Raw genomic sequence first — 15,265 nt, forward strand, 5'->3', positions numbered from 1 at the left:
GCACTGCTCGCCCACCCGCTGATCGGCCAGTTCGAGTACGCCGAGGCGCTCACCGACAAGCTGATCGCGCACAACCGGGAGCACCTCGCGTGGGCCTGACCGCTTCCCTCCTCGCCATCGACGCGGGGAACAGCAAGACGGACGTCGCCGTCGTCGACGTTGACGGCACAGTCCTCGGTGCGGCCCGGGGCGGCGGCTTCCAGCCGTCCCGGGTGGGCGTCGAGCCGGCGGTGGACGTTCTCGCCGAAGCGGCCGAGCAGGCGCTCGCGGCGGCGGGCACCGTGGGCGTCGGGCATGTCTCCGCGTGCCTCGCCAACGCCGATCTTCCCGTCGAGGAGAAGCAGTTGGCGGAGGCGATCCGACGCCGGGGCTGGGCCCGGAGCGTTGATGTACGCAACGACACCTTCGCGGTGCTGCGGGCCGGCCTGACGGAGGATGCCGAGCCGCGAGGTGTGGCCGTGGTGTGCGGCGCAGGGATCAACTGCGCGGGCATGCTGCCCGACGGCCGGACCGCGCGCTTCCCCGCCATCGGCCGGCTCTCCGGGGACTGGGGCGGCGGCGGAGGCCTGGCCGAGGAGGCGCTGTGGTTCGCCGCACGCGCCGAGGACGGCCGCGGCGAGCCCACCGCGTTGATGCGGACGCTGCCCGCGCACTTCGGGCTCCCTTCCATGTATGCGCTGATCGAAGCCCTGCACCTGGCGCACCTCGCACCGCACCGCAGGCACGAGCTGACGCCGGTGCTCTTCGCGACGGCCGCGGAAGGGGACCGGGTCGCGCGTGCCGTGGTGGACCGGATGGCGGACGAGGTCGTGGCGATGTCCACCGTCGCCCTTACCCGCCTCGGCCTGCTCGCGGAGAAGGTGCCGGTGCTCCTGGGCGGCAGCGTCCTGACCGCCCGCCACGCGCAGTTGGATGGCCGCATCCGCACCTTGCTGGCGCAGAAGGCTCCGCAGGCCGAGGTGCGGGTGGTCGCCGAACGGCCCGTGCTGGGATCGGTGCTGCTGGGGCTCGACGCATTGGGTGCGGGACCGGAGGCGCACGCCCGCTCCAGGGCCCACTACGGGACAGCCGCCGGAATCACGGACCCACCTGCGGTCCACCGGACATCCGCACGCCTTGCACCGTTCCGACCTCCGAGGCCGGGCCACCGTCACACCGCTGCAGCGCCGTCGGCACCGCCGCATCCTCTCCATTCGGCCGATACCGAGCCGACTGTGTGACCTGACGGATGGGGGCTGGGTGGGGCCGCGATGATGGCCAGGCCATGTGAGATGCCCTGGTCAGGGCCTCAAGCGCCGAGCGTCGTTCGACGTCGCAGGACCAGCTCGAGGGAGATTCGAGCGCGAAGGCTGTCTCGCTTGAACTGGTCGTTGCAGGCATGGTGTGCCATCGACCTGGTGCGACAGCGGTACTTCGGCGACGAGCACGTCCGCCTTGAGGCGGTGGCCTCGTTCCCTGGACGCACAAGGATGCCGACGGCAGGCCGTCGCCGCGGCACGTCGAAGGCGCTGACGACCTGCCCAGCCTTCACACCCTTGCCGAAGGCATCGACCGCGACCGCGCCGCCGTCAGTCAGGCGCCGTCGGCATCAGCGGGCTGTTGGGCCCACACGGAGGCAATCGTCTCCGGGGCGGTGGACGGGGGCAGGCCCGCGAGTGCCTGCAGCTGGCTGGGTCGGTAGGGGGTTGGGCCGTGCCACTCCACGAGCATCACGGTCGCGTCGTCGTTGAGGCGGCCGTTGTGGTAATCCAGGTGGCGCCCGATCAGCCGGCGCAGGGTCTCTGGGACGGGGAGGTCGTCGGCGTGGTGACGAATGAGGAAGTCGGTCAGGCCATTGAGGCCGAATTCCCGTCCTTCCCGGTTGCGCGCTTCGGTGATGCCGTCGGTGTAGAGCAGCAGGCGGTCCCCGGGTTCGAGCTGGTCGCGGCTCAGGGTGCCGGGCTGGTCCAGCCCGGTTCCCATGGGGGGAGCGGGCGGGCAGGACAGGTGCACGACGGTACGGTTGCCGCGGATGACGACCGGGAGGTGGTGACCGTAGTTCGTCCAGGTCAGCACGCCGGTGGCCAGGTGAAGGTCGGCCAAGATGCCCGTGGCGTAGCGGCAGCCCGCAAATTGCTCGGTCAGGGTCTCACCGACGCCTTCCGCTGTCTGCAGAAGGTCAGCGCCCTGGCGGCGATGATTGCGAGCGGCCGCCACCGCGAGGTTCGCGGTCAATCCGGCGGCAATGTCGTGTCCCATGGCGTCGAAGACAGACAGATGCACGGTCTCCCCGGTCAGGGCGTAGTCGAAGGCATCTCCGCTGACTTGGTAGGCCGGTTCCATGATCGCGCTGATCAGGACACGGTCGGTGGCGAAGGTTCGCGGCGGCATCAGATGCCATTCCATCTCGGCGGCTACTTCCATCTTCCGGCGGCGGATCAACCGGGAGTACGAGTCGCTCGCGTCACGCTTACTCTCCAGAAGGAGGGCGACCAATCCGGCGAGCTTGTTCAGATCCTCGTCCGCCTCGACCTGTGCGCCTGGCACGCCGACCCGGAGCACCCCCAGACGCTCGGTGCCGTCGAGCAGGGGGACCCACCACTGGCCCTTCGCAGAGGCCGAGGCCGGAAAGACCTTCCCAAGTTGGAAGGCCCGCCCCGCCACGGTCCCTTCAACGGACAACTCAGCCGACGCGTCGGCGCCACCGGGTCCGACGTCAACGTTGCCGGCCAGCAGGTACAGCCGATCCTGTTGCAGATCGGCCAGATAGATCAGCACCTGAGGCCAGCCCACCCCGGCAGCGTACGACGCCACCGTGCCAGGCAGCTGCTCCAAAGTCATCAGATGACTCGCAGCGATCAGCTCCGTCAGCACCCGTGCACGCGCCGCTTCCGCGCTGTTCATCGACGAACACCTTTCTCGACGGCCGAGAGAGCCGCGCTACGGACGGCACCACACCGACCGGGGCGCCGGCGCCCCCGGTTGACAGGAGAACGACACATCCAGTTTTTGAAAGCGCCGTGACCATCCCCGTCCTGGTCGGTCGGCCCAGTGAATAGACAGCAGGTTCGTAACCGCACGACATCGTTTGTGGTCCGGGGCCAGGGGAGTGGAAGATCAGAAGAAGTGGCCGGGCTCAGGAACAGGCCGTGAGGAATTCGATGAGCGCCGCGTTCACCTCGGCCGGGCGTTCCTGCTGTGTCCAGTGTCCGCAGCCCGCCAGCTTGAGTGGCCTGCGCCGCAGGTTGGGCATCAGGTCGGGGAGACGCTCGATGAGTTCGGGCGTGCCTGGGAAGGCGGGAACAGGGTCGCGGTCGCCGTAGATGTACAGGGCGGGACGGTTGACGACCGAGCCTTGCCATGGAGCGGTCAGTTCCCAGTTGCGGTCGAGGTTGCGGTACCAGTTGAGAGCCCCGGTGAAGCCCTTGGAGAAGCTCTCGGTGAGCACGTCGAGATCGTCCTCGGTGAACCACTCCGGCAGTGCCTCGGGGTCCGGCATGTCCGCGAGCCAGCCCCGCTCGGGGTCGACCAGCGGCTGCTTGCCCGCGTCGGCGCCGGGAGCGTCACCGGAAGCCGAATAGAAGAACTTTCGCAACGCGGTCCGCGTGTCCTTCGCGAACTCGGCGTCGGCGACACCGGGACGGTTGAAGTAGTTCCAGTAGAAGCGGCCGCCGAACTTCTTGTCCATGGTGACCAGCGGAGGTTCCGTACCCCGGAAGGGGGGTGGCACGCTCAGGCCGGCCACCCCGAGGACCATGTCCGGTCGCAGCAGGGCGGTGTGCCAGGCGACCGGCGCGCCCCAGTCGTGCCCGACGACGTACGCCTTCTCCTCGCCCAGTGCCTGGATCAGACCGACGACGTCGCCGACCAGGTGGAGGATGCTGTACGCATCGACGGCCTCGGGACGGTCACTACGCCCGTATCCACGCTGGTCAGGGGCGACTGCTCGGAAGCCCGCGTCGGCCAGGGGACCGAACTGGTGGTGCCAGGAGTGCCATGATTCGGGGAAGCCGTGCAGGAGCACCACCAAGGGGCCTTCGCCTTCCTCGGCGATGTGAAGTCGAACCCCGTTTGTGTCAATCATCCGATGCTCAACCATGTACATGAGCGTATACGTCATGACCTTTTGACAGCGTCTCCACTGTCGGCGGCGCAGGTCGTTGGTCTGCTTGGAGCCCGCCCCGCTCGTCTCGCCGTGAGTCGGCGTGGTGCCGTCCGGAGAGCGCATCGTGGGCCGTGCGACGCCGTCAGGGGGTGGCGCTATGGAACACGTTGTCCTGGCCGGATGCGATGTCGGTGAAGGGGGAATTCGCCATCCAGGGATTCCGCCCGGGTGCGGCCCTCCTCGGGGGAGGGACCGCACCCCAAAACCTCAGCCCTGCGCGGCCATGGCGGGCGGGGCGGCGTTGACGCCCCAGCTCGTCGGCTTGTCGGAGAGCTTGATCTTGATCGTGCCGGAGCGGAGCAGGTCCTTGTGAGAGAGCCAGCTCCGGCGCAGCTTGCCCTTGTTCGTGTCCGCGGAGGACACGTACTGGAGCTTCGACGCGTCGGCGCCCGGGGCCTCGATGCTGATCTTGCGTCCGTGCTCAGGCCGGATCTCGACCTTCTCGAACATAGGCGCGGTGACTACGTAGTTGGCGGAGCCCGGCTGGGCCTCGAAGATGCCGGCCATGGCGAAGACGAGCAGCGACGAGGTGGCGCCGAGGTCGTCGTTGCCGGGCATGCCGTACACGTTGTCGGTGAAGAGCGTCCGCATCGCGCGCAGCACGGCTGAGGTCTTCCACGGTGCACCGGTCCACGTGTACATCCATGGCGTGTGGAAGTCGGGCTCGTTGTTGGGATTGAAGGCGAAGTTGTTGTGGTAGTCGTACGCGCCGGTCACCCATGACTCCGAAGCGGCCTTCGCCGGGTCGGTGAGCACGGTCGGCATGTCGAAGAACTTGTCGAGCCGCTGCTCGGCCTTCGCCTGGCCGCCCATGAGCCCGAAGAGGGTCTGCGGGTCCTGCTGGGCGAGCCATTCGTACTGCCATGCAGTGCCCTCGTGGAACGCGCCGGCCTGGGCCGGGTCCGGGTCGCCCGCGACGGTGCCGTCCGCGTTCTTCGCGACCGGGAACCCTGAGAAGCCCTGCGACGTGACGTTGGGGTCCCAGAGCTTGGTGAAGTTGTCGCAGCGCGAGGCAAGCGTCGCGGCCTTGTCCTTGTAGCCGAGGCCGCCGGCCATCGTGGACAGCGCGCAGTCGGCGAGCGAGTACTCGAGCGTGGCCGAGCCTGCCTGGCGACTGTCGCCGTACTTGTAGCCGGGCAGGTTCTGGTAGCCGACCCAGCCGTTCTCGACGTACGTGGGGTTGCCGTCACGCCCGCGGAAGATCGACTGGTCCGTGGGGACCTCGTTGACGTTCTTCCAGAGCGCGTCGAAGAGCTGGCGCGAGGTGTGGTTGTCGAGCAGGCCGCGGTTGTAGATGTCCACGATCCACGGGGTGACGGGATCTCCGCTCATCACGTTGGTCTCGCCGTTGCCGAGCCCCCAGCGCGGCAGCCAGCCACCGTCCTGGTAGATGTGCAGCACGGACTTGGCCATGTCCGCGGCCTTGTCCGGGTGCAGCAGGGCCACCAGCTGGTTCTGCGAGCGGTAGGTGTCCCACAGCGAGAACATCTGGTAATACGTGGAATCCGCGCGGTGTACCTGGTCGTCGAAGCCGCGATAGCGGTTGTCGACATCGGACCCGATCGACGGGTGCAGCAGCGAGTGGTAGAGCGCGCTGTAGTACGTGCGCTGGTCGGCGGTGCTGCCGCCGGCCACGCGCATGCGGTTCAGCTCGTCCTGCCAGGCGTCGTGCGCGCCGGTGCGGGCCTTGTCGAACGACTTCGGCTGCTCGGCCTTGCGGTTGAGCCGCGCGCCGTCGACCGAGGTGTAGGAGAGGCCCACCGAAGTACCGACCTGGTCGCCCTCGGCCGGGTCGAACGTCACCCAGGCGCCGGCGCGCTTGGTGCCGCGCGATGCTTCACGCTGGTCCGGGGTGAGGGTGCCGTCGGTCCAGGTCCCGAAGTTCGAGAACTTCCGGTCGAACTTGGCGCTGAAGAATATTCGGTAGCGCTCCTTGCCGGTCTCACCGCAGAAGTTGCCCCCCTGGACCCAGCCTTCCACGGTGTCGTTGCCGACCACCTCGACGTCGCCGGCGTAGGTGCTGCCGTTGCTCTCGCCGGCCTCGATGAGGACGTTCTGGGAGCCCGATCCGGCGGGGTAGGTGTAGCGGTGTTGGCCGGTCCGCTGCGTTGCGGTGAGCTCGGCCCGGATGCCGTTGTCGAACTTCACGCCGTAGTAGCCCGGCGCGCGGGTTTCGTTGTCATGGCTGAACTTCGCACCGGACTGCGCCGGGTCGGACGATGTGACCGCACCGGTGGTCGGCATGAACCGGAAGTTGCCCATCGTCTGGCAGCCGACGCCCGAGAGGTGCGTGTGGCTGAAGCCGAGGATGGTGTCCTGCTCGTAGTCGTAGGAAGCGTACTTGTTCAGCTGCGTGTCAGGGCTCAGCTGCACCATGCCGAACGGGGCGGCGGCACCCGGGAAGGTGGTCCCGTCACCGTTGTTGCCGATCGACGTGTCGACCAGCGTGGTGGGGTCATCGGCGAACTTCGGCCCCTGCTCCCCGGCGTTTGCGACGCCGGAGGTGGCGGAAGCCGTGGCCACGGTGGTGGCTATCAACAAGGCGGTGAACACGCGTTTCAACGCTCTCATCGCGATCCTCTCGTACGACAACGTTGTCAAATTTGAGCTTGACGATCTTTGCCCTTCCGCGGTGTTCCGTCAATCCACCGTTGCTCACGGCCTGTTGGCCGCGCTGTCAGTGCCGGCTGGGAAGCACGAGGGCGTACGTGCGTCGAGTTGGCATGGGTGAGGTGTGGCGGCCGGGCCGCGGTGAACGTCGTCGTGGGGCAGGGGAAGTTCCGGCAGCGGCCAGGCAGGCTCGTGGGGCTCGGCATCGTCGAAGGGATGCCAGTCCCACGAGCCGTCGAAGCGCACCCTTGCAGGTGAGGAACTTTTGGTGCTCCTGGCCGACGCCGGCAACTGGGAGCACCCCGAGAGCGGCGAGGGGATAGGCGGCCCTACGCTCGCTCTCACCGGGAAGGAGACCGGATTCCCGGTGAGCCCAGGACGGTCACTGCTCCCGCATGCCCCACGGAGAGCCATACGCGCTGAGCAGGTCCAGGAAGGGGCGGGCGGGGAAGGCTTCCGGGCCGAGGACTCCCGAGCCGGTCCACGCGCCCGTGGCCAGGAGTTCGAGGGCGACGACCGGGTTGACGGCCGTCTGCCACACCACCGCCTGGGAGCCGTACTCGGCCATCGACCACTGGTTGTCGACCACGTGGTAGAGGTAGACCTCGCGCGGCGCACCGTCCTTGGTGCCGCGCACCCAGGTGCCCGCGCAGGTCTTGCCGTGCATGCGCTCGCCCAGCGTCGCCGGGTCCGGCAGGCAGGCGGCCACGACATCGCGGGGCGACACACCCACCGGGCCCGCAGCGCTCGGCACGGTCACCGGGTCGGTGCGGTCCAGACCCAGGAGGTGCAGCGTCCTGAGGGTCTGGATGAACTCCTCGCCCAGGCCGTACTTGAAGGTCACGCGCCGTGCGTCGATCCAACGGGGGACGAGCAGCACCTCCTCGTGCTCCACGTTCACGCACTCGACCGGGCCGATGCCCTCGGGGAAGTCGAACACCTCCGGCTCGCTGAAGGGCGCGGTGGTGAACCAGCCGCGGTCCGCCTCGTAGACGACCGGCGGATTGAGGCACTCCTCGATGGTGGTCCAGATGCTGAAGGAAGGCGCGAACTCGTAACCGTCGACGGTGAGGTTCGCGCCGTCGCGGATGCCGATCTCGTCGATCTCGTCGAAGAGTTCGTCGGCTGCGTACCGTGCGAAGACATCGGACAGCCCCGGCTCCACACCCATGCCGACGAGGGCCAGCGCGCCCGCCTTCTCCCAGTCGGCGGCCTGCGCGAACTGCGTGTCGCCGAGCATGACCCCGCACTCCTCGTACGGCCGATCGGAGTGCGGGCGCGACAGAGACATCGCCATGTCGAGGTAGGTTGCGCCGGCCGCGAGCGCCGCCTGGAAGAGGGGCATCACGAACCGCGGGTCGGTGGCATTGAGCAGGACGTCGCACTCGTGCCGCGTCAGCAGCGCCGTCACCGCCGCCTGATCGGACGCGTCGACGTGCTCGGCACGGAAGCGGCCCGCGGCACCCGCGAGGGCAGCGACCGCCGCCTCGGCCCGGCTCAGGTCGTAGTCGGCCACGACCATCTCGTCGAAGAACGTGCGCCGGGCCGCGATCCGGGTGATCGCGGAGCCCACACCGCCGGCTCCCACAAGCAGAACACGCATGACACGGACTTCCTCTCTGGAGAGGGGCGTGACCGCGCGGACCGGAGGTGGGGGCGCCCCTGCCGGGAGATCCAACGCCGCGTGCTCGGATAAGGTCAATGGTGTTGGCATAAGGACCGAGGGCGAGGAGGCGGCGGTGGCGAAGGCTGTGGTGCCCGAGGAGAAGCGGCGGCGTCGCCGTCCCACCAGGAGCGGCACGGTGCTGTCCGAGCAACTGATTCTCGAGACCGCCCTGCGGATGCTGCGTGAGCACGGCAGCGCGGGACTCACCGCCCGCCGTCTCGGCCTGGCCCTGGACGCCGACCCCAGCACCCTCTACCGGTACTTCCGAGGCATGGACGATCTGACCCTTGCCATCGGCGACGCCCTCATCGGGCAGGCCCTGCAGGGCTGGCGGCCCACCGGGGAGTGGCGGTCGGATCTGCGCGGCCTCGGGTTGCGCATCCACGCCGTGTACGTCGGGCATCCTCAGGCGGCACTGCTGACAGCGAACCGGGTCACCGGCCGGGCCCACGAGCTGGCGGCCGACGAGGCCATCCTTGACGTACTTCGCACGGCGGGGTTCCCCTTGCCGGACACGGTACGGATCTACCAGGCCTTCATCGACCAGACACTGGCCTTCGCCGCGCTCGACGCCGCCTCGCTGACTCTGCCACGCGAAAGTCTCAGAGCCGACGAGGACATGTGGCGTTCGACGTACGCCCGCCTGCCGCGCACCACACACCCTCGGATCGCCGAGGCGGCGCCCCTCCTGGCGACCCGCATGGTCGACAGCGCCTATCCCACCGCCCTCGAGATGCTCCTGGACGGCGCCGCAGCGCGGTGGGAGGCACTGCGCGCCCGGCGGTAGAGGATCGTCCGGGGCCGTTGCGGGGCGGACCCGTCAGGGGCGGCCGATCCCGAGGCCTTCCTGGCACCCCCAGCTGTGCGGCCCAACCGCCGTGCCGGAGCTTCGGGTTGAATGACGTGACGGATCTGGTCCGTGGGTGGTCCGGATCCTGGTGGCGGATCACATCGCGTGGGGCGGGGCGAGTTCGGTCCAGATGGTCTTGCCGTTCGCGGTGTAACGGGTGCCCCAGCGCTGGGTGAGCTGGGCGACGAGGAACAGGCCGCGGCCGCCCTCGTCGTCCGCTCCGGCGCGGCGCAGACGAGGAGAAGTACTGCTGCTGTCGGAGACCTCGCAGATGAGGTTGGTGTCGCGGATCAGCCGAAGCCGGATCGGCGGGAGGCCATAACGGATGGCGTTGGTGACCAGTTCGCTGACCACCAGTTCGGCGATGAACGAGATCTCTTCCAGACCCCACTCGGTCACCTTCCGCGCGGCCAGGGACCGGGCATCGACGACGACCGCCGGGTCGGCGGCCAGGTCCCAGGAGGCGACGCGGTCTGCACCCAGGGCATGGGTGCGGGCGACCAGGAACGCGACGTCGTCCGGTGGCCTGAGGGGGAGCAAGGTGGTGGCCACCTGGTCGCAGATCTGCTCGAGCGGGCGGTCGGGGTGGGACAGGCTGCGCCGCAGTGCCTGAAGTCCGACGTCGATGTCGGGGTCCCGTCCCAGGAGGAGTCCGTTGGTATAGAGGGCGAGCACAGTTCCGTCCGCGAGATCCAGCTCGGCGGTCTCGAAGGGCAGGCCGCCCAGGCCCAGCGGCGGGCCCGCGGGCAGGCGTGGGAACTCGACGGTGCCGTCGGGGTGCACCACCGCGGGCGGGTAGTGGCCGGCGGAGGCCAGAGTGCAGCGTCGCTCGACGGGGTCGTAGACCGCGTACAGGCAGGTGGTCCCGGTGATGGTGCCGCCGGTCGGCGGGGAGCCGGAGGAACCGTCCTCCTCGGCGAGCCGGACCACCAGGTCGTCGAGGTGCGTGAGCAGCTCGTCCGGGGGTACGTCGAGGTCGGCGAGGGTGTTCACAGCGGTACGCAGCCGCCCCATGGTGGCGGAGGCGTGCATGCCGTGTCCGGGGACGTCGCCGACGACCAGGGCGACTCGGGCGCCGGAGAGCGGGATGACATCGAACCAGTCGCCTCCTACGTCGCTCTCCGCGCCGGCGGGGCGGTAGTGTGCGGCGACCTCGACGGCGTGGAGTTCGGGCAGCCCGCTGGGGAGCAGTCTGCGTTGCAGGGCCAGGGAGGCGGCGCTTTCGCGGGTGTAGCGGCGGGCGTTGTCGATGCATACGGCGGCACGGGAGGCCAGTTCCGCGGAGAGGGTGAGGTCCTCGTCGTCGAACGGGTCCGGTTGCTGCCACCGGTAGAAGCTGGCCACGCCCATCAGGACATTCCGGGCGGCCAGCGGTACCACCATCAGGGAGTGCGCGCCGGCGGCTCGGATTCCCGCGACTCGCCGGGCATCGTCCCGCAACCAGTCGGCGGTGAAGTCGAGTCTGGCGACGAGGCGGGCTTCGAGGTCGGTCATGCAACGGGCCTGCGGCGAAGAAGAGGTGAACCGGCTCAGCTCGCCGACCGCGTACGCCGCCCGGGAATGCCCGCGCCAGGAGGACCGAAATGCCGCACGGCGCAGCGTGACGCTTTCTTCCACCGGACCCGGCCGGGGCGCCTCGCCCCGCACGACGGCGTCCAGCAGATCGACCGTGACGGTGTCGGCCAACCGGGGGACAGCCACCTCGGCCAGTTCCTGCGCGGTCCGCATGACGTCCAGGGTGGTGCCGATGCGCAGACTGGCCTCGTTGAGCAGGGCTGTCCGATCCTGGGCCCGGTAGCTGGCGGTGACGTCGATGACCGCGTGGCACAGCCCGAGGACGGCTCCGGCCGGGTCCTGGAGCCGGAAGGTACTGGTGGACCACACATGCTCGTGTTCCGGGTCGGCCACGGTGCGCCCGCGGTGCACGAAGTCCGTGGTCGGGACGCCGGTGTCCAGGACCTGCTGCATCTGCGCCTCGATGGCCTCCGCGCTCAGCCCCGGCAGCGCCGCCCCGATCCGCTCGCCCAGCCGTTCCTCCGTCGGTGTGCCGGTCATGCGTTCCAGGGCCACATTGCGCCGTACGCAGCGCAGTTCGGTATCGGTGACCAGCAGGCCGACGGGTGACTGGGTGAAGAGTCCCTCCATGACCGCCCGGTCGCCTTCCCAGCGGCGCATCTGGGCTGCCTCGACGGCCAGGACCACCCAGTGCGGCGCGGCCCCGGGGCCTTCGGGGCCGGTCGAGGGGTACGCCCACAGGACCAGCTCCAGCTGTCGGCCGTCCTCGCAGCGCACGGTCAGGACCGCGGACCGCACCTCCGGTGTCCCTCGCAGTGCGCGCCGTGCCGCGGCGGCTGCGGCCGGCTGGGGCCGGGCGAGCAGTTCGGTGGCGGGCCGGCCCAGGACCTGGGCCGCCGGATGGCCCAGCAGCTGTTCGGCAGCCGGGCTCCATCGGACAATGACACCTCGGGAATCCAGCACAGCGGTCGCCGCCACCTCGGCGCCGACGACCGCATCACTCCCCAGGCCGCCACCGGTGTCCCGTGCCATCCGCGCCGTCCCACCACTTCCGATCATGGCCGCAGCCCTCGTCGGCAGCGTATTCCCGATCCGGTGGAAGCGCTCCGTACGGGCTGTGCCCACAGTGCACAGCCGGGGCGCGCGCGGCTGCGCATCGACAGCGCTCGGCGCATCGGTCGAGCGCCGAATGATCACTGGCGGCTGTAGTCGCTCCCAGAGGTCTTCGGGGGTTGACCGGGCGTGGGACCGGCGCGTCGTCGGTCACCGAGACCACTCGCCGGTCCATTGAGCGGACGGTGCACAGCGCACCCCGCCACGGAGTGCCCCACGTGCGAGCGCAGGCCCCGGGCTCGGTGAGCGCGCGGCCGACGTGCCTGTGCGGTGGTACGTCCGTAGTGCTGCCCTGCTGCGAGCCGCACCCTCGCAACCGGACCAGGTGCCGTTGCGGCGCTCAGGCTTTGACGTTTCTTTACAACCCGGTGCGGTGCCACGTCGTCTCTGTTCGCGAATCCCGGATCGGCCGGCCCGGTGTCCGCCCATGAGGCCGGCGGCCGCCGTGAGGAGAGGGAGTAGGACATGCGCAAGGGACCACTCGCCGCCGGTGCGGCGGCCGCAGCCGTCGCCGTGTTCACCGTCGTCCCCGCGACGGCGGCCATGCCCGCACAAGAGGCATCCAGCACCCCGATGTGCGCGACCTCGCAGTTGACGGGCTCGCTCGGCGCCGGCGACGCCGGCGCGGGGAACCTCTACCGCTACCTGGTGCTGACCAACCACAGTTCGACAACCTGCCACCTCACCGGCTTCCCCGGTGTGTCGCTGCTGGACGCCTCCGGCCGGCAGATCGGTCCGGCCGCGACCCGCGAGCACACGTCGTACGCGCCGGTGGTCCTGAAGCCGGGCGGCTCGGCCAGCGACACCATCCACACCGTCAACCGCCAGGGCACCTGCCTGCCCACCTCCACCCAGGTGCGGGTCTACCCACCCGGCAACACGGCGTCGTTGGTCCTTGCCGGCGAGATCGCCAACTGCCACAGCGTGCTGAGCATCACGCCGCTCGCCGCGGGCACCGGCGGTAACCCGGCGGGTTCCTTGCCGAGCAGTGGCGGCACCGGCGGATCAGGGTCCGACGGGCAGGTCACCGCCGTGCCCAGCGGCGCACCGGACACCGGGACGGCCGCCACCTCCTCCGACGGGACCCATCCGGGCCGGGCCCTCGGGGCGGCAGCGGGCGGAGTGCTGGCACTCGGCGGTGCCGGTTTCGCCGTCGCGGTGCGGCGCCGGGCGTGGGTCCGGGGCTGAGCGTTGAGCGCCTTCGCCCGGCCCGGGCATCGGCTCCGTCACCTTACGGCGACCGCGCTCACTGCGGCCGCTCTCACACTCATCTGCGGCTGCACGCCGACTGCGCCCGCCCCCGAGCCGTCCTCCAGCGGTGCCGCGTCCTCCGCACCGCCCGGCACCACTACCGCAGCGTCGCCCCCGGCCGCGGTCCGCGCCATGGCGCGCTCACGCCCCGAGCGGCTGCGCATCCCGCTGATCGGCGTCGACACCGCCGTGATGTCCCTGGGCCTGCTGGCCGACGGTGAGGTGGCCGTGCCGCCGATCGCCGCGCACGCACCCGCGGGCTGGTACGACGGCTCGCCGACGCCCGGCGAGACGGGGCCGTCGGTGATCCTCGGCCACGTCACCGTCGGCAGGTACGGGGACGGGGTCTTCAAGCAACTGCCCCGGTTACGTGCGGGCGACCGGGTGTCGGTCACCCGCACGGACGGCTCGGTGGCGACGTTTGCCGTGGACTCGGTGCAGACGGTGGCCAAAACAAGATTCCCGACGCAGCGTGTGTACGGGAACGTCGACCACCCGGCGCTGCGTCTCATCACCTGCGGCGGCACCCGGGTCGGCGCAGCCGGCGGCTACTCGGACAACGTCATTGTCTACGCCTCGCTGGTCGCCGCGTCGTGAGCGGGGAGCGGGCAGCCGCTTTGCCGGCCGGCACGACGGGTGCCACGACAGGAAGGAGGCGAGCGGCCATCCGGTCTCAAGAGCGCGCGGCCTCCGAACTGTTCGCGGCCGTCTACCCGCGGCTGGCCGGCTGGGTGCGCCGGCTGGTGGAGGACGACGAGACCGCGCACGAGATCGCCGCGGAGGCGTTCACCCGGCTGTGGGCGCGCTGGGCCAGGGTCGAGGAGCCCAGCGGCTTCCTCTACGTGACTGCGGCGAACCTGGTCCGCGACCACTGGCGCAAACTGGAGCGTGAACGCGGGGCCATGCGCCGTGTCACCGTCCAGGAACGGCGGAAGCAGCACCACGAGACCGATCCTTCCGTACGCATGCTGGTGCAGTCGCTGCCCGCGCGGCTGCGCAACCCGGCTCTGCTGTACTACTACGCCGATCTGCCGGTATGCGAGGTGGCGAGGCTGCTGGGCCGCAGGGAGGGAACCATCAAGGCCGATCTGCACGCGGCCCGCGAAATGCTTCGCGCCGAGCTCGGGGGACACCATGACCGGATCGCCTGACGACCGTGAGGACGGCGACCTGACCAGGCGGCCGGATGCCGGCCGGCCCGACCCACTGGAGCCGCTGCTGCGCCCGCCGGCCAGCCACCTGGCCACTCCGCCCGGAGCCTTCCACCGCATCCGCCGCCGGGCCGCGCGCCGCAGGCGGGCCCGGGCGGTGATGGTTGCTGCGGCCGCCGCCGCGGTGCTCGGCGGCGCCCCGTACCTGGTCGGGGCGATCTCCACGAACGGAGGCGACGAGCTGGTCGTACCCGCCGCCACCGGTACGCGGACCGGCCCGCACTCGCACGCGCCCAGCCCCTCCACCCCACCGTCCACTACTCCGCCCCCGACCGTCCCGACCCCCACCCACCGCCCGCCGGGCGACCCGTCCGCCGGCACAACCGGTGCGTCCGGCCACACAGTCGGCCCGTCCGGTCGCACGCCTGGCACCTCATCGATGTGCACCGCTTCGCAGCTCACCGTCTCGCTCGGCGGCGGCGACGCGGGTGCGGGCAATCTCTACCGGTACCTCGTGATCACGAACCGCACGTCCGGTGCGTGCCAGGTCTCCGGCTACCCGGGGCTGTCCCTTCTGGACGCGGGCGGAAAGCAGATCGGCGCGCCGGCGACCCGCGACCGCAGGACGTACGCACCGGTGGTCCTGGAGCCCGGCGGCTCCGCGAGCGTCACGATCCACACCGTCAACCGGCAGGGGACATGCCTGCCCGCGTCGGCGCAGTTGCGGATCTATCCCCCGGGCAACACCGCCTCGCTGGTGATCCCGGGAGAGATCACCAATTGCGACGACCGATTCAGCGTCACGCCGTTCGCCGCCGGCACGTCCGGGAACCCGTCGGCCTGACGCAGCGGCACCCGATCGGGCATCGAGGCATCGCATCCCGACTGCGGTACTGCGCTGGCCGCCCAAGTGGTTGAGGATGCAACCGCTGCCCCGCCGTGCGGCGGGGCAGCGGTGACGAGGG

General features: G+C 70.2%; 12 protein-coding genes and 1 pseudogene. 7 read left to right on the forward strand and 6 right to left on the reverse strand.

From position 1 onward, the window contains the following. Window positions 1-89: 89 nt before the first annotated feature. Window positions 90-1,061, forward strand: a pseudogene (locus ACIA8E_RS23730) (N-acetylglucosamine kinase); the annotation flags it as partial. 511 nt (window positions 1,062-1,572) lie between these two features. Here ACIA8E_RS23730 and ACIA8E_RS23735 read toward each other — a convergent pair. The 3 genes from ACIA8E_RS23735 to ACIA8E_RS23745 all read right to left on the reverse strand — a co-directional run bounded on the left by ACIA8E_RS23735 (window position 1,573) and on the right by ACIA8E_RS23745 (window position 6,667). Next, the gene (locus tag ACIA8E_RS23735; RefSeq protein WP_399301318.1) at window positions 1,573-2,883 is read right to left on the reverse strand and encodes a PP2C family protein-serine/threonine phosphatase; all 1,311 of its coding nucleotides are present in this window, start codon (window positions 2,881-2,883) and stop codon (window positions 1,573-1,575) included. Between the two features lie 232 nt (window positions 2,884-3,115). Continuing rightward, on the reverse strand, window positions 3,116-4,063 hold the full coding sequence (locus ACIA8E_RS23740; protein ID WP_399301319.1) for an alpha/beta fold hydrolase: 948 nt from the start codon (window positions 4,061-4,063) through the stop codon (window positions 3,116-3,118). A gap of 288 nt (window positions 4,064-4,351) precedes the next feature. Next, the gene (locus tag ACIA8E_RS23745; protein WP_399301320.1) at window positions 4,352-6,667 is read right to left on the reverse strand and encodes a GH92 family glycosyl hydrolase; all 2,316 of its coding nucleotides are present in this window, start codon (window positions 6,665-6,667) and stop codon (window positions 4,352-4,354) included. On the opposite strand from ACIA8E_RS23745, the gene ACIA8E_RS23750 reads away from it, so the two are divergent. Further along, the gene (locus tag ACIA8E_RS23750; RefSeq protein WP_399301321.1) at window positions 6,660-6,875 is read left to right on the forward strand and encodes a hypothetical protein; all 216 of its coding nucleotides are present in this window, start codon (window positions 6,660-6,662) and stop codon (window positions 6,873-6,875) included. The two genes, ACIA8E_RS23745 and ACIA8E_RS23750, sit on opposite strands and share 8 nt — an antisense overlap. 261 nt (window positions 6,876-7,136) lie before the next feature. On the opposite strand, the gene ACIA8E_RS23755 is transcribed toward ACIA8E_RS23750, so the two are convergent. Next, window positions 7,137-8,357 (reverse strand): saccharopine dehydrogenase family protein, encoded by a 1,221-nt coding sequence (locus ACIA8E_RS23755; protein ID WP_399301322.1) that lies wholly within the window; start codon window positions 8,355-8,357, stop codon window positions 7,137-7,139. Window positions 8,358-8,493: 136 nt separating this feature from the next. Between ACIA8E_RS23755 and ACIA8E_RS23760 the strand changes: the two genes are divergently transcribed. Continuing rightward, window positions 8,494-9,207, forward strand: coding sequence for a helix-turn-helix domain-containing protein (locus tag ACIA8E_RS23760; protein ID WP_399301323.1), 714 nt, complete (start codon window positions 8,494-8,496; stop codon window positions 9,205-9,207). A gap of 159 nt (window positions 9,208-9,366) precedes the next feature. Here the strand turns inward: ACIA8E_RS23760 and ACIA8E_RS23765 are convergent, their stop codons facing one another. Beyond that, complete coding sequence (locus ACIA8E_RS23765) at window positions 9,367-11,817, reverse strand: SpoIIE family protein phosphatase (protein ID WP_399301324.1); 2,451 nt, start codon at window positions 11,815-11,817, stop codon at window positions 9,367-9,369. A 546-nt stretch (window positions 11,818-12,363) separates the two neighbouring features. On the opposite strand from ACIA8E_RS23765, the gene ACIA8E_RS23770 reads away from it, so the two are divergent. Then, window positions 12,364-13,086 carry a DUF4232 domain-containing protein gene (locus ACIA8E_RS23770; protein WP_399301325.1) on the forward strand — a complete coding sequence of 241 codons (723 nt, stop codon included), beginning with the start codon at window positions 12,364-12,366 and terminating at the stop codon, window positions 13,084-13,086. 38 nt (window positions 13,087-13,124) lie between these two features. Here ACIA8E_RS23770 and ACIA8E_RS23775 read toward each other — a convergent pair whose 3' ends face one another. Continuing rightward, window positions 13,125-13,283, reverse strand: coding sequence for a hypothetical protein (locus ACIA8E_RS23775; protein ID WP_399301326.1), 159 nt, complete (start codon window positions 13,281-13,283; stop codon window positions 13,125-13,127). On the opposite strand from ACIA8E_RS23775, the gene ACIA8E_RS23780 reads away from it, so the two are divergent. The 3 genes from ACIA8E_RS23780 to ACIA8E_RS23790 all read left to right on the forward strand — a co-directional run bounded on the left by ACIA8E_RS23780 (window position 13,282) and on the right by ACIA8E_RS23790 (window position 15,144). Beyond that, complete coding sequence (locus ACIA8E_RS23780) at window positions 13,282-13,746, forward strand: class F sortase (protein ID WP_399301327.1); 465 nt, start codon at window positions 13,282-13,284, stop codon at window positions 13,744-13,746. The two genes, ACIA8E_RS23775 and ACIA8E_RS23780, sit on opposite strands and share 2 nt — an antisense overlap. A 68-nt stretch (window positions 13,747-13,814) precedes the next feature. After that, a complete protein-coding gene (locus ACIA8E_RS23785) occupies window positions 13,815-14,300 on the forward strand; it encodes an RNA polymerase sigma factor (protein ID WP_399301482.1) in 486 nt (161 codons plus the stop codon). Then, window positions 14,284-15,144: a DUF4232 domain-containing protein gene (locus tag ACIA8E_RS23790; RefSeq protein WP_399301328.1), complete on the forward strand. Its 861-nt coding sequence runs from the start codon at window positions 14,284-14,286 to the stop codon at window positions 15,142-15,144. The genes ACIA8E_RS23785 and ACIA8E_RS23790 overlap by 17 nt, the downstream gene beginning before the upstream one ends. Window positions 15,145-15,265: the final 121 nt, after the last annotated feature.

It is taken from the genome of Streptomyces sp. NPDC051664 (assembly GCF_044453545.1).
Lineage (GTDB): Bacteria > Actinomycetota > Actinomycetes > Streptomycetales > Streptomycetaceae > Streptomyces.